General features: G+C 34.2%; 24 protein-coding genes and 2 tRNA genes. 16 read left to right on the top strand and 10 right to left on the bottom strand.

Translation table 11 applies throughout. The annotated features are described in order from the left end of the window. The first annotated feature begins 52 nt into the window (after positions 1–52). The 8 genes from B0M43_RS08915 (at position 53) to B0M43_RS08880 (ending at position 6,895) form a co-directional block, all read left to right on the top strand. Entirely contained in the window at positions 53–511 is a 459-nt protein-coding gene (locus B0M43_RS08915) for a PA2169 family four-helix-bundle protein (protein ID WP_065452116.1), read from the top strand. A 118-nt stretch (positions 512–629) separates the two neighbouring features. After that, entirely contained in the window at positions 630–1,208 is a 579-nt protein-coding gene (locus B0M43_RS08910) for an autotransporter outer membrane beta-barrel domain-containing protein (RefSeq protein WP_078008634.1), read from the top strand. 26 nt (positions 1,209–1,234) lie between these two features. Further along, entirely contained in the window at positions 1,235–2,014 is a 780-nt protein-coding gene (locus tag B0M43_RS08905) for a hypothetical protein (protein WP_078008635.1), read from the top strand. 141 nt (positions 2,015–2,155) lie between these two features. Next, positions 2,156–4,030 (top strand): U32 family peptidase, encoded by a 1,875-nt coding sequence (locus B0M43_RS08900; protein ID WP_078008636.1) that lies wholly within the window; start codon positions 2,156–2,158, stop codon positions 4,028–4,030. A 320-nt stretch (positions 4,031–4,350) separates the two neighbouring features. After that, positions 4,351–4,839: a hypothetical protein gene (locus B0M43_RS08895; RefSeq protein ID WP_123921846.1), complete on the top strand. Its 489-nt coding sequence runs from the start codon at positions 4,351–4,353 to the stop codon at positions 4,837–4,839. Beyond that, complete coding sequence (gene purT / locus B0M43_RS08890) at positions 4,836–5,996, top strand: formate-dependent phosphoribosylglycinamide formyltransferase (protein WP_078008638.1); 1,161 nt, start codon at positions 4,836–4,838, stop codon at positions 5,994–5,996. The genes B0M43_RS08895 and purT overlap by 4 nt, the downstream gene beginning before the upstream one ends. Positions 5,997–5,999: 3 nt before the next feature. Then, entirely contained in the window at positions 6,000–6,320 is a 321-nt protein-coding gene (locus B0M43_RS08885) for a DUF6370 family protein (protein ID WP_065452112.1), read from the top strand. Next, positions 6,320–6,895 carry a Crp/Fnr family transcriptional regulator gene (locus B0M43_RS08880; protein WP_078008639.1) on the top strand — a complete coding sequence of 192 codons (576 nt, stop codon included), beginning with the start codon at positions 6,320–6,322 and terminating at the stop codon, positions 6,893–6,895. Before B0M43_RS08885 ends, B0M43_RS08880 begins: the two co-directional genes overlap by 1 nt. Before the next feature lie 201 nt (positions 6,896–7,096). On the opposite strand, the gene aceA is transcribed toward B0M43_RS08880, so the two are convergent. Both aceA and aceB read right to left on the bottom strand, forming a co-directional pair. Further along, positions 7,097–8,377 (bottom strand): isocitrate lyase, encoded by a 1,281-nt coding sequence (aceA, locus tag B0M43_RS08875; protein ID WP_078008640.1) that lies wholly within the window; start codon positions 8,375–8,377, stop codon positions 7,097–7,099. A gap of 667 nt (positions 8,378–9,044) precedes the next feature. After that, complete coding sequence (aceB, locus tag B0M43_RS08870) at positions 9,045–10,646, bottom strand: malate synthase A (protein ID WP_078008641.1); 1,602 nt, start codon at positions 10,644–10,646, stop codon at positions 9,045–9,047. A gap of 196 nt (positions 10,647–10,842) precedes the next feature. Here aceB and B0M43_RS08865 point away from each other — a divergent pair, with 196 nt between their 5' ends. The 4 genes from B0M43_RS08865 to B0M43_RS08850 all read left to right on the top strand — a co-directional run bounded on the left by B0M43_RS08865 (position 10,843) and on the right by B0M43_RS08850 (position 14,663). Further along, positions 10,843–12,324 (top strand): helix-turn-helix domain-containing protein, encoded by a 1,482-nt coding sequence (locus B0M43_RS08865; RefSeq protein ID WP_078008642.1) that lies wholly within the window; start codon positions 10,843–10,845, stop codon positions 12,322–12,324. Positions 12,325–12,330: 6 nt separating this feature from the next. After that, positions 12,331–12,690, top strand: a complete 360-nt coding sequence (locus B0M43_RS08860) for a hypothetical protein (RefSeq protein ID WP_065452107.1) — start codon at positions 12,331–12,333, stop codon at positions 12,688–12,690. Positions 12,691–13,155: 465 nt separating this feature from the next. Further along, positions 13,156–13,872: a pirin family protein gene (locus B0M43_RS08855; protein WP_078008643.1), complete on the top strand. Its 717-nt coding sequence runs from the start codon at positions 13,156–13,158 to the stop codon at positions 13,870–13,872. A 257-nt stretch (positions 13,873–14,129) separates the two neighbouring features. Next, positions 14,130–14,663: a YceI family protein gene (locus B0M43_RS08850; RefSeq protein WP_065452105.1), complete on the top strand. Its 534-nt coding sequence runs from the start codon at positions 14,130–14,132 to the stop codon at positions 14,661–14,663. Between the two features lie 155 nt (positions 14,664–14,818). Here the strand turns inward: B0M43_RS08850 and B0M43_RS08845 are convergent, their stop codons facing one another. Beyond that, positions 14,819–15,682 (bottom strand): helix-turn-helix domain-containing protein, encoded by an 864-nt coding sequence (locus B0M43_RS08845; protein WP_078008644.1) that lies wholly within the window; start codon positions 15,680–15,682, stop codon positions 14,819–14,821. 188 nt (positions 15,683–15,870) lie between these two features. Here B0M43_RS08845 and B0M43_RS08840 point away from each other — a divergent pair, with 188 nt between their 5' ends. Together B0M43_RS08840 and fabD are read left to right on the top strand one after the other, a co-directional pair. Further along, on the top strand, positions 15,871–16,233 hold the full coding sequence (locus tag B0M43_RS08840; RefSeq protein ID WP_065452103.1) for a DUF983 domain-containing protein: 363 nt from the start codon (positions 15,871–15,873) through the stop codon (positions 16,231–16,233). Between the two features lie 71 nt (positions 16,234–16,304). Then, on the top strand, positions 16,305–17,180 hold the full coding sequence (fabD, locus tag B0M43_RS08835) for an ACP S-malonyltransferase (RefSeq protein WP_074659772.1): 876 nt from the start codon (positions 16,305–16,307) through the stop codon (positions 17,178–17,180). A gap of 135 nt (positions 17,181–17,315) precedes the next feature. Here the strand turns inward: fabD and galE are convergent, their stop codons facing one another. From galE to B0M43_RS08820, 3 genes are read right to left on the bottom strand one after another with little or no spacing between them, the layout of a single operon-like run. Then, complete coding sequence (gene galE, locus B0M43_RS08830; RefSeq protein ID WP_065452102.1) at positions 17,316–18,329, bottom strand: UDP-glucose 4-epimerase GalE; 1,014 nt, start codon at positions 18,327–18,329, stop codon at positions 17,316–17,318. 16 nt (positions 18,330–18,345) lie between these two features. Beyond that, on the bottom strand, positions 18,346–18,786 hold the full coding sequence (locus B0M43_RS08825; protein ID WP_078008645.1) for a nuclear transport factor 2 family protein: 441 nt from the start codon (positions 18,784–18,786) through the stop codon (positions 18,346–18,348). 2 nt (positions 18,787–18,788) lie between these two features. Further along, positions 18,789–19,922, bottom strand: coding sequence for a DegT/DnrJ/EryC1/StrS aminotransferase family protein (locus B0M43_RS08820; protein ID WP_078008646.1), 1,134 nt, complete (start codon positions 19,920–19,922; stop codon positions 18,789–18,791). Positions 19,923–20,057: 135 nt separating this feature from the next. Between B0M43_RS08820 and B0M43_RS08815 the strand changes: the two genes are divergently transcribed. Together B0M43_RS08815 and B0M43_RS08810 are read left to right on the top strand one after the other, a co-directional pair. Further along, positions 20,058–21,287 (top strand): 3-deoxy-D-manno-octulosonic acid transferase, encoded by a 1,230-nt coding sequence (locus tag B0M43_RS08815; protein ID WP_078008647.1) that lies wholly within the window; start codon positions 20,058–20,060, stop codon positions 21,285–21,287. A gap of 348 nt (positions 21,288–21,635) precedes the next feature. Next, entirely contained in the window at positions 21,636–21,848 is a 213-nt protein-coding gene (locus B0M43_RS08810; RefSeq protein ID WP_055095081.1) for a hypothetical protein, read from the top strand. 237 nt (positions 21,849–22,085) lie between these two features. Here B0M43_RS08810 and B0M43_RS08805 read toward each other — a convergent pair whose 3' ends face one another. The 4 genes from B0M43_RS08805 to mutS form a co-directional block, all read right to left on the bottom strand. Next, entirely contained in the window at positions 22,086–22,472 is a 387-nt protein-coding gene (locus B0M43_RS08805) for a DUF1508 domain-containing protein (protein ID WP_078008648.1), read from the bottom strand. Positions 22,473–22,632: 160 nt separating this feature from the next. After that, positions 22,633–22,718, bottom strand: a tRNA-Leu gene (locus B0M43_RS08800). 15 nt (positions 22,719–22,733) lie between these two features. Continuing rightward, positions 22,734–22,806, bottom strand: a tRNA-Gly gene (locus B0M43_RS08795). Positions 22,807–22,956: 150 nt separating this feature from the next. Then, positions 22,957–25,563, bottom strand: coding sequence for a DNA mismatch repair protein MutS (mutS, locus tag B0M43_RS08790; RefSeq protein WP_078008700.1), 2,607 nt, complete (start codon positions 25,561–25,563; stop codon positions 22,957–22,959). Positions 25,564–25,595 lie beyond the last annotated feature (32 nt).

Genomic DNA, 25,595 nt, shown 5'->3' with positions numbered 1-25,595 from the left:
CTCTTACAAAATCCCAACTTTGTATTATACTTTAATATAAAAATTATTTATTATGATACATACAGATGAAACCACAGAAAAAGCAGTTAGCACATTAGAAGGATTAATTTCAATTCTTGAAGACGGAAAACTAGGATACACCAATGCCGCAGAACATGTAGACAGCCCGGCAATCAAAACCGACTTTTTAGAATATGCCCGCGAACGTGCGCTATTTATTGTAGAAATACAAGACGAAATCAACAAACTAGGAAAATCAACTGATACTTCAGGCGGCGGACCATTAGGAGCAATACACCGTGCCTGGATCGATATTAAATCTTCTTTCACAAGCGGAGATACAGAAGCGATTATTAATGCTTGTATTACCGGGGAAGAAGCTGCCATCGAAAAATATAAAATGGCTCTTGAACACAACCATCTTGATTCAAGTCAAATTGGTATCGTTTCAAAACAATTAAACAGTATCGAAAATACTTTGACTAAAATCAAAGCGAAAAAACTGTCATAATATTTGGCACTATTTTTTTGAGAATGAAACTATCCGGTTACTTAGACTGGGTAGTTTTTTTTTATTTGAATTGAAAAATAATCCTACATTTGTGGCATTTTGTAAATCGTAAATATTCATGACACAAACTGTACGTAACCTTTCTTTAATTTTAATTTTTACACTATTTTATTCAAATCAGGCAAATGCCCAAACAGAGGGAAGATTTATTAAAGCCTCAATTGGTTTTGGATCAAGCACTTCCGATTACGAAGAAGAAAATCCAGAAGTGATCGATGGATTTGGTTTTTATACCCAAGGAGAATATATAATTGGTTTAACAAGATGGTTTAGTGTAAGGCCGTATGCCGGAGCTATTTTTACCTCAACTGATGACGATAAAATTAAAAACCCACAAGGCTATAAAGTAGAAACTAACGCGTTTTTATTAGGAACAAAAGTTCGTCTTTGTGCTCCCATTCCATGGGTTGCACCATTTATAGAAACCGGTATTGGCGCATCGATAGGCTCTTTCAAAACCTACACTAATTATGTCAATGAGAAAAAAAGTGGTGTATTTGCTCATATTCCTATTGGCTTAGGTCTTGCATTGGGTCGGAAAAACAATATCGAAATCGGAGTTTCTTTCTATTCAAATTTATCTACTAAACAATCTTTTGGAGGATTTGCAGCAGGATATTCTTTTCCTTTAGATTAAATACTATTTAGAATAATTACTTTAATATGAAACAATTAATTTTTATAATCGTTCTCTTCTTAAATATTAGTATTTATTCACAGAGCACTTTAACTTCCTTAAATTTTGGAAAAAACAATAATTTCCATTCCACTAAATTAGTTTCTGAAACCGTAACAAATACTACTTTTTATAACTCAAATAATACAATAGAAAAAACTAAAGAAATAACTACTTATAACTCCAAAAACAATGTCGTAATCGAACTTAGATATGATGGTGACAATAATTTAAAACAACGCTTAACAAGAGTATACGATAGCACTGAAATTCGTTGCACAGCAAGAAAATTTGAAAACTGGCATCGTTATTTAGGGCATACTATAGAAATTGCTTTTTATAATTATGATTCAAAATATTATTTAATTAATATTACTGACAAAGATCAAAATGGCAAAGTTTTTCGAAAAACAGATATAATAAATAATGAAAAAGGAGATCCAATCGAACTTACTGGTTACGTTGGAGATCAAATCCTCGGAAAAGAAAAGAATAAATATAATTACGAAGCAAATGAAGTAATTATTGAATACTACAATAATAACGATGAACTTATTACTTCACAAACAACTAAAATTGATTCTTCAAAAACCGACCCGGAAGATATTATAAACGAATATGGAGATATAATCAAAACTGCTAAATATCAAATGGAAATTAAATATGATAAATTTGGCAATTGGATTAAAAAGAAATATTCCGCTTTTAAGAACGGACAATATATAAAGCAATCTGAAACGACCAGAAGTATTAAATATCTTAAATAAACCGTAATTGCTTAATCATCATCATTCCATATAATCTAACTATTTCAAAAAAAGTCACTTCAGCATTAGTAAACTCGAAATATTTATAAGAACTTTGCAAACTTTTTTCCACGAATACCACAAAAGCCTAAAGTTCTAAAAATGAAGAAGAAAATTGAAATATTAGCTCCTGCTAAAGATTTAATTGGAGGAATGGCCGCCATCAACAGTGGCGCCGATGCAGTTTATATTGGTGCACCGCAGTTTGGCGCACGTTCTAACGCCAACAATTCTATTGAAGATGTTGCCGCTTTGGTACAATATGCGCATTTATTTAATGCTCAGGTTTTTGTTGTTATGAATACCATTTTGTACGACAACGAATTAGAAACTTGTCGCTCAATGATTTGGGAATTATACGATATTGGAGTTGATGCACTGATCATTCAGGATATGGCAATTATGGAAATGGACTTACCTCCTATCGTACTTCATGCCAGCACACAAGCCAATAACCGTGATGCTGATAAAATTAAATTCTTAAAAGATGCCGGAATCAAACGTGTGGTTTTAGCCCGTGAATTAAACCTGCATCAAATTAAAACAATATATGATCATGCTGATGTTGAGTTAGAGTTTTTCGTAACCGGAGCTTTATGTGTTTCCTTCAGCGGAAACTGTTATATGAGTGTGGCTAACGGAGAACGCAGCGCCAACCGTGGTTCTTGCGCTCAAAACTGTCGTTTACCTTATAACTTAATCGACGGAAACGGAGAAACTTTAATCAAAAACAGTCACTTACTTTCGATAAAAGATTTAGATATTTCAGAACAGATTCCGAATTTGATTGAAGCCGGAATTGTTTCTTTTAAAATTGAAGGAAGATTGAAAGATGTCGTTTATGTAAAAAATAACGTTTCCTACTTACGTCAAAAACTAGACAGTTATTTAGAAGGAGCAGGAAGCGATAAATATAGGAAAGCTTCATCTGGAACTTGCACGTATACTTTTGATTCGTCTTTAAACAGAACTTTCAACCGTGGTTATACCGATTATTTTGTAAACGAAAGACATAGCTCTATTGGTTCTTGGGAAAGTCCAAAATCAAAAGGTCAATATATTGGTAAATTAATCAGAACGGTTGGAAACGCTTACGAAATCGAAAACGGGGAATTACTAAACAACGGCGACGGACTTTGTTTCATCAACGAAAACAACGAAGCGGATGGAATCTACGTAAACAAAGCCGAAAACGGTAAAATTTACCCGAATGTTTTAAAAGAAGTAAAAGACGGAACTTTCATATATAGAAATAACGACGCCGCTTTCATTAAAATTGTAGAAAGAGAAGACAGTGCAGTTCGTAAATTAAGTACAACTTTATTACTTACAGAAACAGAAACTGGTTTTGAACTAATCGCAACCGACGAAGACGGAAATGTAAGTATCGTAAATTTAGAACACGCAAAAGAGCAGACCAAAACTAGCGAATCGATCGAAGAGAACATCAAAACACAATTAGCAAAAACAGGTTTTACGCCTTATACTGCTGATGAAATTAATATTATGTTCTCGCAAAACTGGTTCCTTCCTATTTCAAAAATCAACGAAATGAGAAGAACGGTTTACGATCAGTTAACCGAAATTCGTTTGAAAAATTACAAACGCGAAGAATACCAAATAGTAAAAACATCACATCCGTATCCTGAAACCAAATTAGATTTCATGTACAATGTATCAAACAAAACGGCTCGTAAATTCTACGAACGTCACGGTGTTACCGAAATCGAAAAAGCATTCGAATTACAATGGGATCCGGGAAAATCTCGTGTAATGACAACCAAATACTGTATCAAATACGAATTAAAAAAATGTCCAATACACCAAAGAGACATAGTGGGTGTTAAGGTAAAAGAACCATTAGTATTGAAACAAGGCGAATTAGAATACAAACTAAAATTCAACTGCAAACCTTGTGAAATGGAAATTTGGGAAAAAGACGCCGAATTTGAGATTGAAGAAGATCATTTTCATTAGAATTTAACCGCAAAGTTCGCAAAGGGATTACGCAAGGTTCGCAAAGATTTTAATAATCTTTGCGAACCTTTTTTATTTTACTTCAAAACAAAGCTTTGCGCTCTTCGCGCAATCCCTTTGCGAACCTTGCGGTTAAATATAGATCACGTAGACGCACTGCAGTGCGTCTCTACGTTAATGCATGCGAATAATTTTCCTTTGCGTGCTTCGCGTAATCCTTTGCGAACTTTGCGGTTAAAATATTAAATCTGCTGAATCTGCAAAATCTGCGTGAGAATAAATTCCATTTTATTTATCTTTACTCTCAAAACTGAATTTAAATGAAAACCAAAAATAGCATCCAAAAGCATTCAATTATAGCTGGATTTTTTGTGTGTCTTTTTTTTCCTTTATTAATATTTTCAGACAGCTATTTTATTTTTCAATGCATACAAATTTGCAATTTCGGCATGTTTTGGAATCCCATTTTCTGGGGAATTTTGTTTCCAATATTTATAGTTTTTCTATTTTGGAATACAGCTACAAAAATAAGCCCATCACTAAATCAAATACATTACCTCAAAGCTTGTTCACAATTTTCTTTTGGAGTAAGTTCAAAAATTATTATCGCTCTTTTAGCAATATATGTTATTGGATTATTCGTAAATGGAATTTCATCAGTATTTAATTCACCAATTCCTTATCAAATTTTATTCTCATTATTAATGATTCTATTCCTATCATTTATATTAATGATTCTAACTTTTATAAGCAGTTTAATAATTGTCAAAGCAAGCCAAAATTCTCAATCTCTAAATCAAACAAAATGAAAATACTACTCCTCGGTTCAGGCGAATTAGGCAAAGAATTTGTCATTGCCGCACAACGAATCGGACAAACTATAATTGCTGTTGATAGTTACGAAAATGCTCCGGCTATGCAAGTTGCTCACGGTTTTGAAGTGATTAATATGCTCGACGGCGAAGAGCTGGACCGAATCGTAGCCAAACACAAACCTGATTTTATAGTTCCCGAAATAGAAGCCATTCGCACAGAACGTTTTTACGATTACGAAAAACAGGGAATTACCGTTGTTCCTTCAGCGAAAGCGGCCAACTTTACCATGAATCGTAAAGCCATTCGTGATTTAGCTGCAAAAGAACTTGGATTAAAAACTGCCAAATATCAATATGCCACTTCAGCAGAAGAATTGCAAAAAGCAGTTCAGGAAGTTGGAATTCCGTGTGTGGTAAAACCTTTAATGTCTTCATCAGGAAAAGGACAATCGACTATAAAAACAGAAAGTGATATCGAAAAAGCATGGCAATATGCTGTTGAAGGTTCACGTGGCGATGTTATCGAAGTAATAGTAGAAGCATTTGTTGATTTCAATTCAGAAATCACACTTTTAACCATTACACAGAATAATAATCCAACCTTATTTTGCGCTCCAATTGGACACAGACAAGAACGAGGCGATTATCAGGAAAGCTGGCAACCCGCTTTAGTTTCAGAAAAAGATTTGTACGAAGCTCAGGACATGGCCGAAAAAATAACGGAAGCACTTGGCGGCGCAGGACTTTTTGGCGTAGAATTTTTCTTAACTAATGAAGGCGTTTATTTCTCTGAACTTTCTCCTCGCCCACACGATACCGGAATGGTAACTTTGGCCGGAACGCAAAACTTCAACGAATTTGAATTGCATTTACGCGCTATTTTAAGTTTGCCAATTTTCGAAATTACTTTAGAAAAAGCCGGAGCAAGTGCCGTAATTTTAGCTTCTGAAGATTCGACAAATCCAACTTTTAGCGGAATAGAAAAAGTAGCAGCCTTGCCAAAAACCGATTTCAGAATCTTCGGAAAACCAACTTCAAGACCGTATCGCCGAATGGGCGTTGTTTTAAGTCATGATTCATTAGCAACCCCAATCGAAGAAATAGTAGAACGTGCTAAAACTACCTCTAAATTAATAACTGTAAATTCTTAAAAAATGAAAAAACTTATATTCGTGCTTTTCCTGATTATAGGAATTGCAGCTCAGGCTCAAACTAAAAAGAAATTTGATAAACCAACAATTGTAGAGGCTTCTTGCGGAGAATGTCAATTTGGAATGAAAGGTAAAAGTTGTGATTTAGCCGTTCGTATTGACGGAAAATCCTATTTTGTTGATGGAACAACCATTCACGATCACGGCGACGCACATGCTGATAATGGTTTTTGCAATGCTGTTAGAAAGGCTTCTGTAACGGGAACAATCGAAAAAGATCGTTTTAAAGCGACATCATTCACTTTAATAGATGACAAAAAATAATGGAGTTAATTCTTGAAAACATTGCCAAACACGTTTCATTGACTTCAGAAGAGCAAGCACTTTTTTTATCTAAACTAGAAACGAATACTTACAAGCCCAAAACGATTTTATTAAACGCTGGCGAAGTTTGTAAACATTCGTATTTCGTAAACTCGGGAATTTTAAGAAGTTTCAACATCAACGATAATATTGTTGAGCACGTTCTTTCATTTGCCTGCGAAGGCTGGTGGATGAGCGATATGTACAGTTTTTTTTCGCAAAAACCCGGACAGCTTTTTATTGAAGTTCTTGAAGAAGCCGAAGTAGTTTCTTTATCCAAAGAAAATCAGGAACAATTGTATCTTGAAATTCCAAAATTGGAACGGTTTTTTAGAATTTTGATCGAAAACTCTTTAGTTGCCAATCAGCAAAGATTAATGGATAATTTGAGCTTAACTGCCGAAGAACGTTTTGAGAAATTCACGACCAAATACGGATCACTGGTTCATAAAGTTCCTCAAAAACAAATCGCTTCTTTCATTGGTGTTACACCAGAATTTTTCAGCAAAATGAAAGCAAGGCTTTTGAAAAAATAATAGCCACAGATTTCACAGATTAAAATGATTTTTTGTTTGCCACGAATTTCACAAATTTTCACTAATTAATTGACTTAAAAAATCAAATTAAAATTCGTGTGAATTTGTGAAATTCGTGGCAACATTTTTTTTAATCCTTTTAATCTGTGAAATCTGTGGCAAAACAAAACACGGCTCAATCAAGAACCGTGTTCTATTGAATTAAAATTGCTCAACCTCCGTAGAATGTTTCATCGCTGTAGTTGAAGACCTTCCTATTGTTACCGTATTTTGAACAGCATCAAAATAAGAAGTCCCTACAAAAGCCTGGTGTTTTACCGCTCTGAATCCGTTTTTCTGTAAAGCAAATTCTCTCTCCTGCAATTCAGAGTAACCCGCCATACCGCGTTCTTTGTATGCTTTAGACAATTCAAACATACTTGTATTCAAAGCATGGAATCCTGCCAAAGTGATGAACTGGAACTTATATCCCATTGCAGCCAAATCTTCTCTGAACGTTTCCATTTCAGCAACAGATAATTTTGCCGCCCAATTGAAAGAAGGAGAACAATTGTAAGCCAGCATTTTATCCGGAAATTCTTTTCGCATGGCATCAGCGAATTTTTTAGCATAAACTAAATCCGGATTACTGGTTTCCATCCAAATCAAATCGGCATAAGGTGCGTAGCTTAATCCTCTTGCAATTCCCTGATCGATTCCGCTGTTTACATAGAAAAAACCTTCGTTTGTTTTTTCGCCTGTAATAAATTTAGCATCTCTTGGGTCAGCATCGCTGGTTAATAAATTAGCCGCATCTGCATCTGTTCGTGCCACAATCAAAGTCGAAACTCCCATAACATCCGCAGCCAAACGAGCTGCAATTAGTTTATTAATTGCTTCTTGTGTTGGAACCAAAACTTTTCCGCCCAAATGCCCGCATTTTTTAGCAGAACTCAATTGATCTTCAAAGTGAACTCCGGAAGCTCCGGCTTCAATCATTGACTTCATTAGTTCAAAAGCATTTAGGTTTCCCCCAAAACCAGCCTCGGCATCAGCCACAATCGGAACCAAATAATCTTTTTTATCTTCCACTTCATTTACGGTCTGAATCTGATCAGCACGTAACAAAGCATTATTAATTTTTTTTACCACCATTGGCACACTATTTACCGGATAAAGCGATTGGTCCGGGTACATTTCTCCCGCCAAATTTGCATCGGCCGCGACTTGCCAGCCGCTTAAATAAATCGCTTCTAAACCAGCATCGACTTCCTGAATCGCCTGATTTCCTGTCAGTGCGCCTAAACCAGCAACATAATCCTGACTTTTTAACTTTCTCCATAATTTTTGCGCTCCCATTTTGGCAATAGAATGCTCAATTTGATACGAACCCTGGAGCGTAACTACTTCTGTAGCTGTATAGGGACGTTCAACACCTTTCCATCTTGGGTTCGTAATCCAATCGTTAATCAATTCCTGAATTCTGTCTTCTGTTGTTTTCATAAATGTTATAGTTAAGTTGGTTAGTAAGTAAAGTTTGCAGTCGCAGTTATAAGTATTCAGTTTTAACTGGACTTATTTTTTTAAACACATAGAAACATAGCTTTTCGTTGTGGTTAAGTCATTTCATTTGTCTAAACAAACATAGCTATGTATGAAAATCCAGATTTTTTTTAAACTCTTTTTATTCACATTTTAATCTATGTTTCTATGTGTTTAAAATCATTCGCAGATTTTTTTATATTATCATTTTATCTGCCTGATCTGCAAAATCTTGGTAAAAAATTATTCGCCCGCAGATTTAGCAGATACTGCAGATTTTTAATTTTTAATTCTAAATTTTTAATTAAGACTAAAAAGCATTAATTGTTTTGTTTAATTTATAATCTGCGAAAATTTTACAATCTCATTTTATCTACCTGATCTGCTAAATCTGCGTGAAAAATTATTCGCCCGCAGATTTAGCAGATACCGCAGATTTTTAATTTTTAATTCTAAATTTTTAATTAAGACTAAAAAGCATTAATTGTTTTGTTTTGTTTATAATCTGCGAAAATTTTACAATCTCATTTTATCTGCCTGATCTGCTAAATCTGCGTGAAAAATTATTTGCCCGCAGATTTAGCAGATACCGCAGATTTTTAATTTTTAATTCTAAATTTTTAATTGTTTACAGGTATTTATAACATGGAATAGTCAAAAAGTCAACAAAATCAGTATTTACTACTAATCTTTCCAGTACTTTTTCGGCTAAAGGAAATTGACGTTTTTCGTAATTTTCCTCTCCTAATTCCGATTTAATCTTTTGATATTCGTCTAAAGCCAATTCGTGGTAATATGCCACATCTAATTTTTTTCCATTATCCAAAACCACTTTATTCTGAAGCCATTGCCACAATTGCGATCTCGAAATTTCGGCCGTTGCAGCATCTTCCATCAAATTATGTAAAGCTGCTGCCCCTTGTCCGTTTAGCCATGAAGCCAGATATAAAACTCCGACATTGATATTTTTTCGAACACCGTTTTCTGTTATGATTCCAATTGGTGGTTCAATCAAATCTGCTTCTGTTATTTTGCGATGTTCCCTTTTAATATGAATCTGATTTGGAGTTGGCATTCCTTTATCAAAAATTTCTTTTGCTATTGCCACCAAATCCGGATGTGCTACCCATGTTCCATCATGACCGTTTCGAACTTCTCGTTCTTTATCGGTTTTTACTTTTGCGAAAGCAATCGCATTGGCTTCTTCATTATTTTTAATCGGAATTTGTGCGGCCATTCCGCCAATCGCGTGAATACCGCGTTTATGACATCTTTGAATTACAAGATTAGAGTACGCATTCATAAAAGGCGAGGTCATAGTTACCTGATCGCGATCCGGAACAATAAATTTTGGATTCTTTCTGAACTTTTTGATGTAAGAAAAAATATAATCCCAACGTCCGCAATTCAAGCCTACGATATGCTCTTTCAATTCGTAGATAATTTCATCCAATTGAAAACTTGCCGTTATCGTTTCGATTAAAACCGTCACTTTTATTGTTCCTCTTTTCAATTTTAGATGATTCTCAGTAAAATCAATTACGGTATTCCACCAACGTGCTTCGAGATAATGCTCTAATTTTGGAATATAGAAATAGGGTGCTGAATTGTTTTCTAAAAGTCGTTTATGATTATGAAAAACATACAAACCAAAATCTACCAAAGAACCCGAAACTTCTTTTCCTTCTATCAAAACATGCTTTTCAGGCAAATGCAAACCTCTTGGGCGCACGATTAATGTTGCTGTTTTTTCATTTAAATGATAAGATTTTTGCTTCACCAAATCGGTATACGTAATGGTTTTGTTTACTGCGTCGATTAAATTCAGCTGCCCTTCCATCAAATTTTGCCAGGTTGGCGAAGTGCTGTCTTCAAAATCAGCCATAAAAGTTTTTGCTCCAGAATTCAATGCATTGATTATCATTTTGCGATCAACAGGACCGGTAATCTCTACTCTACGATCTAATAAATCTTTGGGGATTTCGCCAGCTGTCCAATTACTTTCTCTGACACTTTTCGTTTCAGGTGTAAAAACCGGCATGATACCCTGATCAAAAGCAGTTTGTTTTTGTTCGCGTTGTAACAATAACAGTTTTCGTTGCGATTCGAATTTTCGATGCAATTCATTTATAAAAACAATTGCTTCTTCGGTCCAGATCTTTGGATAAGAAAGTTTCTTTTCGGCTAAAAATTCCATTGCCGTTGCGGTAATTTCTAATTGGTTTTTCATAGCTGTGGATTTTATTTTAATTAGTAATAATCGAATCGCCTGTGTTTCTTTTAAAAATTAAAACCATAACAATCTGATATCTAATATTTTCTACACGACAATATTAGAAAAAAGATTTTTACAAAACAAGCGAACGTTCGCTAAATATTGAAAATTATTTTTTGGCGATTATTTTTAATATGACTATATTTGAGACATGGATATCGAAAAAGACTATATAAAGCTGATATTTGGGCTAAAACTCAAGCAAGTCAGAACTCAAAAAAATCTTTCTCTTTTTGGCTTAGCCAAATTGACCAATCTTTCAAAATCGTATTTAAACGAGATTGAAAAGGGAAAAAAATATCCAAAAACAGATAAAATTTTACTTCTGTGCGAGCATTTAGAAACAAGTTATGACCAAATGGTCTCTTTAAAACTTGATAATAATCTCGCTCCCATTGGAGAAATTCTGAAATCAGGTATTTTAAAAGAAATTCCTTTAGAACTTTTTGGAATTCAGGAAGCCGACCTAATAGACATTATTGCTAATGCACCAGCTAAGGTTAATGCCTTTATTAGTACGATTATCGAAATCGCGCAGCATTATAATTTAAGTCGCGAAAGTTTCTTTTTGGCCGCTTTACGATCGTATCAGGAAGCGCACAATAATTATTTCGAGGATCTGGAAGAGAAAGTCATTTCTTTTTCGAAATCATTTCAGATCAATTTAGATTCAAAAGTGAGTATCGAAGAATTAGAGGCCATTTTAAAAGTAGAATATGATTATAAAATAAAAGAAATAGTATTTTCTGAACAGGAAGCTTTAGGCGATTTACGCTCTATTTTCGTTCCTAAAAGCAAAACATTATTACTCTCTACAGAATTAGATAATCCGCAGAAAGCGTTTATTTTAGCCAAAGAAATCGCCTATAATTATTTGAAAATTTCAGACAGATTACTCACTTTTAGCTGGATTAAGTTCGAAAATTTTGATCAGGTGCTGCATAACTTTTATGCTTCGTACTTTGCAGGAGCTTTGTTGTTGCCAAGACAATTGGTTGCCAGCAAAATCAATGATTTCTTAAACAACGAAAAACCTAATCCCGAAGAATTTGTATCGCTCATCGAGAGTTTTGAGGTTTCGCCGGAATCCTTCTATCAGAGACTGACCAATCTATTGCCAAAAGATTTTCATCTTAAAAATTTATTCTTTTTAAGAATGTCCCATAAAATTGGCTCTGATAAATATCAAATCAAAAAAGAATTACACATTACCAATCAGCAAGAACCGCATGCCAACGAAACCGACGAACATTATTGCCGAAGATGGGTTTCGGTAAAAACGATTGATGAAGCTATTATACAAAATAAACCTCATTTTTTTGACGCTCAAATTTCAAGTTATGCACACAGTGGCAATGAATATTTGGTTTTTTCATCAGCCACAAAAGATCCTTTTTTGCAGGATACCATTCGAAGTATTTCAGTTGGAATTTTAATTAATCCGACCATGAAAAAGAAATTCAAATTTATCGAAGGAAAACCTTTGGTAAAAAGAATTGTGGGCGTAACTTGTGAGACTTGTGACGTAAAAAATTGTCTTGAAAGAGCTGCACCGCCAATTGCATTAGAGAAGAAAAGACGACATGAGAATACGGATGCAGTGGTTCAGCAATTTATAAATCAATTTAGTTAGAATATTATGAAATATCTTGTTTTAATAATAACGCTGCTTTCTATTAACTTCAATCAGGAAACAGATAAACTCAATGGCCGTTATAATTATTTGTTAGAAGATGATAATGTCTACGTTCAAAAAGATAAAATCACTTTTAAGGATAGCGTTTTTGTATTTGATAATAAGTATCTGCCAAAAGGAAAAATATCGTATGGTAATGTAATAGTATTGGATAATTTTATCAATAGAGACTTAATTATAAGTATTCCAAAAGATCAAATCAAAAAAGACACTATCTTGTTTGATATGCATGATAAGCAAAGTTCGGCTGCGAATTATCTTGACGAAGTCGTTGGAAAAGGGAAATTGATTAAAATTAAGTAATTTAGTTTCTTTTGATCCCGCGAAGTCACAAAACGTTTTATTTCCCTTTCAATATAATTATCTCAGCATAATCTTGTCATCTCGACGAAGGAGAGATCTCCGCGAGAAGCTCTGTAAAGATTAGCGACTTACTGTGCGGAGTTACTTGCGGAGATCTCTCCTTCGTCGAGATGACAAAGCTACGTGGTTACTTTGTCGCTTTGCATCGATACATCTTCTGAAAACAAAACTTCTAATTTAGCCCCGATAGCACTGGAAATCCTTTTGTGTCCGCCGCGGCGGACATAAAAGATTGGAAGGAATAGCGGGACCAGACGTCTTTTGAAAACCAAAATTTCTGCTCCAGAAAAACCTTAGCCTCTTAGCTCCTCAGAATCTTAGCATCTTTTTCTTAATCTAGGTTAAGTGCCTTTCATTCACCTCGGTGGTATCTTTGTACTATAAAAATAACAAAACACACAGATCATGGAAAATATAGTATTACACAAAGCAGAAACAAGAGGAAATGCAAATCACGGATGGCTTAACGCTTATCATAGCTTTAGTTTTGCAAGCTGGTACAACCCGGAAAGAATTCAGTTTGGCGCTCTTCGTGTTTTGAACGATGACACAATCGCTGGTGGAATGGGTTTTGGAACGCACCCTCACGATAATATGGAAATCATTACGATTCCGCTTGAAGGAGATTTGGCGCACAAAGACAGTATGGGAAATACTGAAATCATCAAAAATGGTGATATTCAGGTGATGAGTGCCGGAACCGGAGTTCAGCATAGTGAGTTTAACCCGAATGCAGATCAGCAAACTAAATTATTGCAAATCTGGTTGTTTCCAAACAAAAGAAATGTAGATCCTCGTTACCAACAAATAACTTTGAACGTTGCGGACAGACACAATAAATTAGCGCAAATTTTATCTCCAAATGCTGATGATGAGGGAGTTTGGATTCACCAGGATGCCTGGTTTAACATGGGGAATTTTGACTCAGGTGTATCTACTGAATATAAAATCAAAAAAGAAGGAAACGGAGTTTACGCTTTCATATTAAAAGGAAATGTTACCATTAACGGTCAGGAATTAAACACTCGTGATGCTGTTGGAATTTCAGGAACTGATGTTTTGACTATAAAAGCAAATACTGATGCTGAATTTCTATTGATGGATATTCCGATGAACTACTAATTCAAAGATTACAATTAATATTTTTTTTCAAGAAACGATATATAAGCTGACATTCAACTTATTATCGTTTCTTTTTTTACTAAACTTTTCCTAAAAGATAATTTTAATCTACATGAGAATTGTATTTTTAAGATAATCAATTTAAAAAAATTAAAAATCACATTTTTCATTTCTTAATCTAGGTTAAGTGTGTTTCGAGTACTACGGACGTAACTTTGTCCTATCAAAATGAAATTAATTATTTAAAAATAAAAATTATGGCAACTACAAAATGGTCAATCGACCCAACACATTCAGAAATTGGTTTTAAAGTTAAACACATGATGTTTACAAATGTTTCAGGAAAATTTGGAACATACGATGCTACAATTACTACAGACGGAGACAACTTCGAAAATGCAGCTATCGAATTTTCTGCTGACATTGCTTCTGTCGATACTGCAAACGCAGACAGAGACGGACATTTAAGAAGTGGTGACTTTTTTGATGTAGAAAATCATCCAAAACTAACTTTCAAAGCTTCATCATTCAAAAAAATTAATTCTGGAAGCTATGAAATCACTGGAGATTTAAACATTAAAGGTGTTTCTAAAACCGTAACTTTTCCTGTAGAATATAGCGGAATCCTGACTGATCCTTGGGGAAATACTAAAGTAGGTTTAAGCATAGAAGGAAAAATTAATCGTAAAGACTGGGGTTTAAACTGGAACTCTGCTCTTGAAACCGGAGGTGTTTTAGTAGGCGAAGAAGTAAAATTAAACATTGAATTACAATTTGTAAAACAAGCTTAATCCGACAATAATAGAATTTAATTTGGTTGGTTTAAAATCCTGTACTTTTTTGGAAGTGCAGGATTTTTTTGTTTAGATTAGAAAAAAATAGCCACGAATTCACGAATTAATTTAAGCTTTGAGTTGAACTTAATTCGTGAATTCGTGGCGAAAAACTACCGAGTAGCATTCCTAAAGTCACTTGGAGACATTCCGGTTTGTTTTTTGAAGAATCGGGAGAAATAAGAGTAATCTTCGTAACCTACTTTAAACGCCACTTCGTTTACTGCTAATTGCTTGTCGATTAACATTCTTTTTATTTCTAAAACTACGCGATCTGTGATTACTTCTGTGGCTGTTTTTTGTAGAATCTCATTGCAGATTCTGTTTAAGTGTTTTAATGTAATGTTTAATTTTTCAGCGTAAAAAGAGGGAAGTTTTTCTTCTTTAAAATATTGTTCCAAAAGTATTTCGAACTTATCGATCTTAATATTATAAGAATGCGTTTGATGCGAATAGGTTTCGTTGTATTTCCTGGTGATTTCGATATGAATACAGTCTAACAAATTCAGCATTTTATCGAGTTGATATTTATTTTCCTGATTATTTTCCTGAATTAGCAAATCAAAATACGGAAGGATTTTTGGAATTTCTTTTTCTTCAAAAACCATTTCCGGCCGATTGTGAATAGAATGGTAAAAATTATATTCATTGATGTTTTTCTGCCCGAAATACAAATTATACAATTCCTGTGAAAAGATTATCACAAATCCTTCAATATCTTCAGACAAACTCCAATGATGCATTTGTCCTGGCTGCAACACAAACAAACTTCCTTTTTTGATTTCGAATTGATCAAAATCAACTTCATGCTGTCCTGAACCTTTGGTAAAAAATACCATTAAATAGGAATCGTGACGATGTGGTTCTTCGACAAAACTGTGACTTTTTAGATGTTCCTTAAAAGTATTCACATAAAAATCACGATGAATATCATTACAGCTAAAATTCTGAACACTATAAACGGGATATCTTTTCATACGAGGTTAGATTTTAGATTGCAGCTTTTAGATTTTTTGGAATTTGGAATTTCAGTTTTGGAATTTGGATTTTTTTTATTGGAATTTTTATCCCAAAATGTCTTTATTATGCTATAAGTAGCGAAGATATAAAAAAGACTTTTAACAGATTACAAATTACCTTTGTATAAATAAAAAACAACAAAATCATGTCAAGTGCATTAACTCATATTTTAAGTAACGAATGTCCTATTTGTCATAAAGGAAAAGTATTTAAAGACAAAAATATTTTTCTAAATTTTAGTTTGCCAAAAATGAATGAATACTGCAGTCATTGCAATTACAAGTTCCAGAAAGAACCTGGTTATTTCTTTGGTGCGATGTATGTAAATTACGGATTAACAGTCGCTCAGGGTATTGCAACTTACTGCGTTGCTCAATTTTTCTTTGAGAAAAATTTCGATTTAAGAATCATTCCTATTATTGCCGTTGTAATTATCTTACTCACTTCTTTCAATCTCCGATTTTCAAGATTAGCATGGATTTACATGTTTAAGGATTATACGAGCTAAAAAAATACTATTTTTGCCTTTCAATTGAAACTAATTTTCAATTTAAAAAAATTCAATCTTAAATTAGACAAATGAAAGCATACGTATTTCCAGGTCAGGGCGCACAGTTTACAGGAATGGGCAAAGATTTATATGAAAGTTCGGCTTTAGCCAAAGAATTATTCGAAAAAGCCAATGAAATTCTTGGTTTCAGAATTACAGATATCATGTTCGAAGGTACTGCCGAAGAACTAAAAGAAACTAAAGTGACTCAGCCAGCGGTTTTTTTACACTCGGTTATTTTAGCTAAAACGTTAGGTGAAGATTTTAAACCCGAAATGGTTGCAGGACATTCATTGGGCGAATTTTCAGCTTTAGTTGCCAACGGAACTTTATCTTTTGAAGACGGTTTGAAATTAGTTTCTCAACGTGCTCTAGCTATGCAAAAAGCCTGCGAAATTACTCCATCTACAATGGCTGCTGTTTTAGGATTGGCGGATAACATTGTTGAAGAAGTTTGTGCTTCGATAGACGGAATCGTGGTTGCTGCAAATTACAACTGTCCTGGACAACTAGTAATTTCCGGAGAAACTACAGCAGTTGAAAAAGCTTGTGAAGCCATGAAAGCTGCAGGAGCAAAACGGGCGCTGATTTTACCTGTTGGAGGAGCATTTCACTCACCAATGATGGAACCAGCGAGAGAAGAATTAGCAGCTGCAATTGAAGCTACAACTTTCTCTACACCTATTTGCCCTGTTTACCAAAACGTTACTGCAAGCGCAGTTTCGGATGCAAACGAAATTAAAAAGAATTTAATCATTCAATTGACTGCTCCTGTAAAATGGACACAATCAGTTCAGCAAATGATCGCTGACGGCGCTACTTTGTTTACTGAAGTTGGTCCGGGAAAAGTGTTAGCCGGTTTGATCAACAAAATCGATAAAGAAGCGGTTACTGCGAATGCTTAATTTTTAGTATTCAGTTTTCGGTCGCAGTTTTCAGTTTAAAAACTATATCTATAAAAAAGTCCCAAATAAATATTATTTGGGACTTTTTGTTTTATCGTCAGCAACTGTAAACCGTGACTGAGACTGAACACTAAATTAAGAGCGAACTTTCTGCTCCCATTTCCAGGCGCTTGCCATTGCTTCGTCTAAACTTAATTCTGCTTTCCAGCCTAAAACATCGTTTGCTTTATCTGTATTGGCGTACGCTTCTGTTATATCACCTTCGCGGCGTGGCTTAATTACATATGGTAGTTTTTTATCGCTTACTTTTTCGAAACTATGAATTACTTCAAGAACTGAACTTCCCGTTCCTGTCCCTAAATTAAACGTTTCAACCTTTTGCAAATTCTTTTTATTGAATAAACGCTGTAAAGCGATTACGTGTGCTTTTGCCAAATCGACAACGTGAATATAATCACGAACTGCAGTTCCGTCAGGTGTTGGGTAATCATTTCCAAAAACTGATAATTCCTGACGCAATCCCATTCCGGTTTGCGTAATAAAAGGTACTAAATTCTGAGGAACTCCCAATGGTAGTTCTCCAATTTCAGTACTTGAATGCGCTCCCACAGGATTAAAATAACGTAATAAAATGGCGCTAATATTAGTAACTTTAGCTGTATCTGTGATTATTTCTTCCCCTATTTGCTTGGTATTTCCGTAAGGAGACATTGCTGCCTGTACGGGAGCATCTTCTGTAATTGGCATTTTTTCGGCTTGACCGTAAACTGTACAAGACGAGCTAAAAATAAAACTTGCCTCTGGTTTTTGCTGTAATTCCTGCAGCAAATAAACCAACGAAGCAATATTGTTTTCATAATATAATAGAGGTTGTTCTACACTTTCACCTACCGCTTTTGAAGCTGCAAAATGAATTACTCCTGTAACATCATTGTGTTTTTTAAAGAAATCCTGAACGGCACTTTTCTCTCTTAAATCAATTTTTTCAAATAAAGGCGTTTTTCCTGTAATGGCTGTAATTCCTTTTAAAACATCTTCTGTAGAGTTAGAAAGATTATCAATTATCACTACTTCAAAGCCTTCATTTTGCAATTCGACTACGGTGTGAGAACCAATAAAACCTAATCCTCCTGTTACTAATACTTTCATTTTGCGGTTGTTTTTATTATGTAGTTAATTTGTAAGCTTGTCTGGCAATCAAAATCCAGTTGTTCTTTTGCTTTTGCCAAACAAGCATTATTCCTATTTTTATATCTCTGTCGATTCCGTCATCTTTGGTATGGGCAGACAAAACATGTCGTACTATTGCAACATTATCCTGAATCGTTATAGTTTGATTCTGAAATTCGATAGTAACGAAATCAGATTTTCCGCTCACGATTCCGTCCACAAATTCTGCCTGGTTTTGAAAATTACCGTTCGAATGAACATAGGTCAATTTATCAGAAGTTAATGCTTTTAATTTCGCTCCATCAGCATCAATCATTGCTTTACGCAAAATTTCAACCTGATTAATAATAGCAGTTTCATCTTTCGTATTCGATTTTTGAGCAAAAGCCGAAAACGAAACCAGAACCATCAAAATTAAAACACGTAAACTTCTCATAATTATTTATTTAAAAATTCTAAAACAGAATCTGTAATAAATTTAATTTGCTCATCATCAAGCTCAGTATGCATTGGTAAAGCAATAACTTCTTTCACTAATTGATTGGTAACCGGGAATTGCTCTTCTTTATAACGAGGATCAACATACGCTTTTTGAGAATGCAATGGAATTGGATAGTAAATTGCACATGGAATTTGCTTATCCTGCAAATGCTGTAATAAAGCATTTCTGTCTGCATCGATAATTCTCAATACATATTGATGAAAAACGTGATCATTTTCGTTTGCATCAAATTCCGGCGTAATGATATGTGCATTTCCGGCAAAAGCTGCATTATATTTTGAAGCTGCCAAACGACGTGCTGCATTATATTCGTCTAAAAGCGGCAATTTCGCATTTAAAACTCCTGCCTGAATACTGTCTAAACGTGAATTTACACCTACAACATCATGATGGTAACGCTCGTACATTCCGTGATTTACAATTCCGCGGATGATGTGTGCTAATTTATCGTCGTTGGTAAAAATCGCTCCACCATCTCCATAACAGCCTAAGTTTTTAGACGGAAAGAATGAAGTTGCAGCCACGTGACCAATAACACCTACTTTGCTTTTTGTTCCTGATTTCGAAATATAATCGGCTCCAATTGCCTGCGCATTATCTTCAATTACATATAAATTATGTTCAGTTGCAATTTCCATAATTGCATCCATGTTGGCAGCACGTCCAAATAAGTGTACCGGAACAATTGCTTTAGTTTTTGGCGTAATTGCTTTTTTAATAGCTTCGATATCGATATTCATATTAGTCATATCAACATCAACCAAAACCGGTGTTAATTGCAATAAAGCAATAACCTCAACAGTTGCTGCAAAAGTAAAATCGGCAGTAATTACCTCATCGCCTGGCTTTAAGTCTAACCCCATCATAGCAATCTGTAAAGCATCTGTACCGTTTGCACACGGAATTACATGTTTTGCTCCCAAATAATCTTCAAGATTTTTTTGAAATTGATGTACTAAAGGTCCGTTTATATAAGTATTTGTATCTAAAACTTCTTGAATCGAAGCATCAACGGTAGTTTTTATTTTTTCGTATTGACTTTTTAAGTCAACCATTTGAATTTTTTTCATTTTCAATATATTTTAAAATTAAAGACCTGTTTTGTAATCAGAATCTCTAAAAGGAGGAACAAAAATAGTTATTTAATACCTTCAAACCAATGAAAATAATCGAAAGAAGCGTAATTTAGCCACAAAAATAAACAGATGCTTTTTCTATATAATTTAGTCATTTCTATTGCGGGGTTTTTTCTGAAAATTGTGGCACTTTTTAGTCCGAAAATTAAACTTTTTGTAAACGGTAGGAAAAATGTTTTTTCTATTTTAGAGGAAAAAATAAAACCCTCAGATAAAACGATTTGGTTTCATTCGGCATCACTTGGCGAATACGAACAAGGTTTACCGGTAATCGAAAAAATCAAAGAAAAATATCCTGACCATAAGATCATTGTTACTTTTTTCTCTCCATCAGGTTATGAAGTGCGTAAAAATAACACAGTTGCCGATATAACTGTTTACCTTCCGTTAGATACTAAAAGCAATGCGAAGCAATTTTTAAAATTAGCACATCCTGAATTGGTATTTTTTATTAAATATGAATTTTGGCTCAACTACCTAAAAGAACTGGAAACAAGCAAAACACCTACTTATTTAATTTCCGGAATCTTCAGAGACAATCAGATGTTTTTTAAATGGTATGGTGGTTTTTACAGAAAAGCATTAAAGGCTTTTACTTATTTCTTTGTTCAGAATGAAAGTTCTAAAGAAAAAATTGAAGCAATAGGTTTTCATAATGTGATCGTTTCCGGTGACACTCGTTTTGACCGTGTTAATGCAATTTTAGAAAGAGACAACACACTTGACTTTATCGAAAACTTCAAAAATGATTTCCCTACTATAGTAATAGGAAGTTCCTGGCCAAAAGACGAGGCTTTATTAGCAGAATATATTAATCAGGCGCCTGAGCATGTAAAATTTATTATTGCTCCTCATAACATTAAACCAGATCAAATAACAAGTTTAAAAAGTCAAATCACAAAATCGACTGTATTATTTTCAGAAAAGAGAGACCTTGACTTATCTGGATATAATGTCTTCATTATAGATACAATAGGATTATTGACTAAAATTTACAGCTATGGAACAATAGCGTATGTTGGAGGCGGTTTTGGAAATCCGGGAATTCATAATATTCTTGAACCTGCAACATTTGGAATTCCGATTGTAATTGGTCCAAATTACTCTAATTTCGCAGAAGCAGTCCAATTAGTTGCACTTGAAGGATGTATTACAATTTCTAATAGTAAGGAGTTAAAAGAAACACTGGATCGTTTGCTTAATGATACTAATTTCTTTGATGAAAAAAGCAGCATTTGCAGATCTTATATTCAGGACAATAAAGGAGCTACAAATACCATTATGAATATCGTTTCTTAAGCGATTTATTCATGTAAAATAAGATTTCCTGTCGTTATTATTTATAAAAGAGCTTAAACAAGCTCTTTTTCGCTTTTTTAACTTATCAAATAATGAATCAAAAACAAAATAAACCGCAAGGAAGAGAATAGAAACAGCCAATTCTCTTATTGAATATTCAACAAAAAATAATTTATTCGAAAAATACAACAATATAACATAATTTTAGTATTTTGGCATATTATTTGATAACTAAGATAATCGTGAGCAATGAAAATATTTTAAAAAAAAAGTGAAAAAATATTTTACATATTAAAAAATTTATATCTTTGCCACGAATTAATAATTAACCTTTTATAATAAAGTAAGATGAAAAAAGTATTTTTAAGTTTAGCTGTTGTTGCTGTTTTAACTGTTGTTTCTTGTAAAAAAGCTGATGCTGCAGCTACTGAGTCTGTAGATTCTACTGCTGTTGCTGTTGATTCTGCTGCTGCTGTAGTTGATTCTGCTGCTGCAACTGTTGATTCTGCTGCTGCTAAAGTTGATTCTGCTGCTGCTAAAGTAGAAGAAGTAAAAAAATAATTAGAACCTAAGTTCTAAAAATTTTAAAACCATCCTTGAGATGGTTTTTTTTATGCTCAAAAACTAATTTAAAATTTCCAATATTTTAAACTCCAAGTTCAATAGCACAAATCCCGAATTCCAACAACACTCAATGTATTTTTGGAATTCGGGATTTTTTTTTCAAAACTTATTAAACAAAATCAAATAAGCGACCAAACTATTGGAATTTAGAATTTACAGCATTGGAATTTTACTCTAATCTCCCACCTCTTCTCCTACTTCCACCTCTTCCTCTTCATCCTCAAAAATCGACTCACTCGACGAAAAATCTAAAATCTCAGATCTTGCACCGTACGTTACAATCTCCTTTATTCCCTTTTGCAAAAGCAACTCCGTAGTATACTTACGACTTGTTGCGAAGTGAACCTCACCTAACATTAACTTAAAGAAATATTTCCCTCCAGAACCTTTAAATTTTAAAAACTTAGCCTGATCTATATTTGCCTTAAACTTTTCAATATCCTCCTCACCTTCAAATTTCAATTCATAACTCAAACTCGTAAAGATCACTTTACCCTTTCTTGAAGTAAACACGAACTTATACTCATCGTTAAACCTCTTGCTAATTACGAAAGCACCCATTTATTATTTTAGATTTTAGATTGTTGATTTTAAATTCTTAGTCCCGATAGCTATCGGGATAGATTCTTAGATTCTTTAAAATAAATTTACTTCGCAAATTTATTTTATGTTGTGCGAGTTTACACAATAAAAAAAGCCTCTTCAAAAGAAGAGGCTTTAGTACTCAGAGCGGGACTTGAACCCGCACGAACATTGCTGTTCACTGGATTTTAAGTCCAGCGTGTCTACCAATTTCACCATCCGAGCATTAATATGACATTGAGCGAAAAACGGGGCTCGAACCCGCGACCTCGACCTTGGCAAGGTCGCGCTCTACCAACTGAGCTATTTTCGCATTTCAAATTCTTGTAAGAACTACGCAATACCTGACTTGTTCTGTATTGCGAGTGCAAATTTAGGACATTTATTCAATTATACAAGCGTTTTTTGAAAAAAAATCTACTTATTTTATAACTTTCTGATAACCTAAACTTTAAATCTGAAATTATTTTTTAACCAACATTCTTTTAATCTCGTTAAGCTTCATCAATGCTTCTACTGGTGTTATCGCATTTATATCAAGACTCATGATCTCTTCTTTTATTTCTTCTAACAAAGGATCATCCAGATTAAAGAAACTCATTTGCATTTCGTCAGCAGTTTCTTTTATCCCGTTTAATGCATCGCTTGAATGATTCTTTTCTAATTTTTTCAACAGCTTCTGCGCTTTCAAAATTACAATCTGAGGCATTCCCGCCATTTTTGCAACATGAATTCCAAAACTATGAGCACTTCCTCCTTTTACCAGCTTTCTGATAAAAAGAACGGTATCTTTTAATTCTTTTACCGCAACATTGTAATTTTGAATTCTCGGTAACGATTCCGTCATTTCGTTTAATTCGTGATAATGTGTCGCAAACAAAGTTTTAGGCTTTCCTGGATATTCGTGCAAAAATTCAGCAATCGCCCAGGCAATCGAGATTCCGTCATAGGTACTGGTTCCTCTACCAATTTCATCTAACAGCACCAAACTACGATCTGAGATATTATTCAAAATTGAAGCCGTTTCGTTCATCTCGACCATAAAAGTAGATTCTCCCATCGAGATATTATCCGACGCTCCTACTCTGGTAAAGATTTTATCTACAATTCCCATTCTAACACTATCAGCAGGAACAAAACTTCCCATTTGAGCCAATAATACAATTAAAGCAGTTTGCCTTAAAATAGCCGACTTACCCGACATGTTGGGTCCGGTAATCATTATAATTTGCTGCGTTTCTCTGTCTAAATAAACATCGTTGGCAATATAAGGCGTTCCTACCGGCAATTGTTTTTCGATAACAGGATGTCTACCGTTTTTGATTTCGAGTTCGAATGTTTCATCAATTTCAGGACAAACGTATTTATTCTCAACAGCCAATTGCGTAAACGAACACAAACAATCTAATTGCGCTACTAGATTAGCATTCATTTGAACTGGTTTGATATAAGTCGCAATCCAGGCTACTAATTGCTCAAAAAGCTCTGATTCGATTTTATGAATTTTCTCTTCGGCACCCAGAATTTTCGTTTCGTATTCTTTTAATTCCTCTGTAATATAACGTTCGGCATTTACAAGAGTTTGTTTACGAATCCATTCTGTCGGCACTTTATCTTTATGCGTATTTCTTACTTCAATATAATATCCAAAAACATTATTGAAGGATATTTTTAAAGAAGAAATTCCTGTTCGTTCTGATTCTCTTTTTTCGATTCCTTCCAGATATTCTTTCCCAGAAGTTGAAATATCACGTAAATCATCTAACTCTTCACTAATACCTCTTGCAATTGCATTTCCTTTTGCAATTGCGACAGGCGCATCCTGATTCAAAGTCGTTTTGATCTTCTCTCTCAATAAATCACAAGCATGCAAACTATCCCCAATAACTTTTACAGCTTCCTGCGGACTTTGCAAAGCCAAAGTTTTTATTGGAATAATAGCATCCAGAGACTCTTTTAAATACACAATTTCTCTCGGTGAAACTTTCCCTGCAGCGATTTTAGAAATTAAACGCTCTAAATCTGAAATTTGCTTAATTTGATATTGAATATTATACAGAACTTCAGAATTTGATTTCAGATACGAAACCACATCGTGACGTCCTTTTATTTTATTACTATCTTTTAATGGTAAAGCCAGCCAACGTTTCAACAAACGACCGCCCATTGGCGAAAGCGTTCTGTCAATAACATCTAAAAGCGTTACTGCATTTGGATTGTAACTATGATATAATTCTAAGTTTCTAATGGTAAAACGATCCATCCAAACATAAGCATCTTCTGCAATACGCTGAATTGCGGTTATATGCTGTACACGATTGTGCTGCGTTTCAGACAAATAATACAAAATCGCTCCCGAAGCAATAATCCCTTCTTTTAATTCTTCGATTCCAAACCCTTTTAATGAAACGGTCTGAAAATGTTTAGTCAGGGTTTCTACAGCATAATCTTCTTTATAAATCCAGTCTTCCAGATAAAAAGTATGAAAATCTTCGCCGAAAGAAGCTTTAAAATCTCCTTTATTATTTTTAGGAACCAGAATTTCACTGGGATTAAAATTTTGCAATAACTTATCTATATATTCTGCATTTCCCTGAGCCGTCAAAAACTCTCCGGTCGAAACGTCCAGAAAAGAAACTCCTATATTTTTATTAGCAAAATAAACCGATGCTAAAAAGTTGTTTGTTTTGGATTGTAAAACTTCATCATTTAAAGAAACTCCCGGAGTTACCAACTCAGTAACGCCACGTTTCACGATAGTTTTGGTCATTTTAGGATCTTCAAGCTGATCACAAATCGCTACACGAAGTCCGGCTTTAACCAATTTTGGCAAATAAGTATTAATAGAATGATGCGGAAAACCTGCCAAAGCTGTTTCTGTTTCAGAACCAGCACCTCTTTTGGTCAAGGTTATTCCAAGGATTTTTGATGCCCTAATCGCGTCTTCGCCAAAGGTTTCATAAAAATCACCCACTCTAAAAAGCAGACATGCATCAGGATATTTTCTCTTGATTTCGTTGTACTGTTTCATTAAGGGTGTTTCTTTCACCACTTTCTCTTTCGCTGCCAAATTATTGTCTTTTAAATGAAAAATTAAGATAG

The sequence above is a fragment of the Flavobacterium sp. KBS0721 genome, assembly GCF_002007065.3.
GTDB lineage: Bacteria > Bacteroidota > Bacteroidia > Flavobacteriales > Flavobacteriaceae > Flavobacterium > Flavobacterium piscis.
This window is presented reverse-complemented; position numbering and strand designations above follow the sequence as displayed.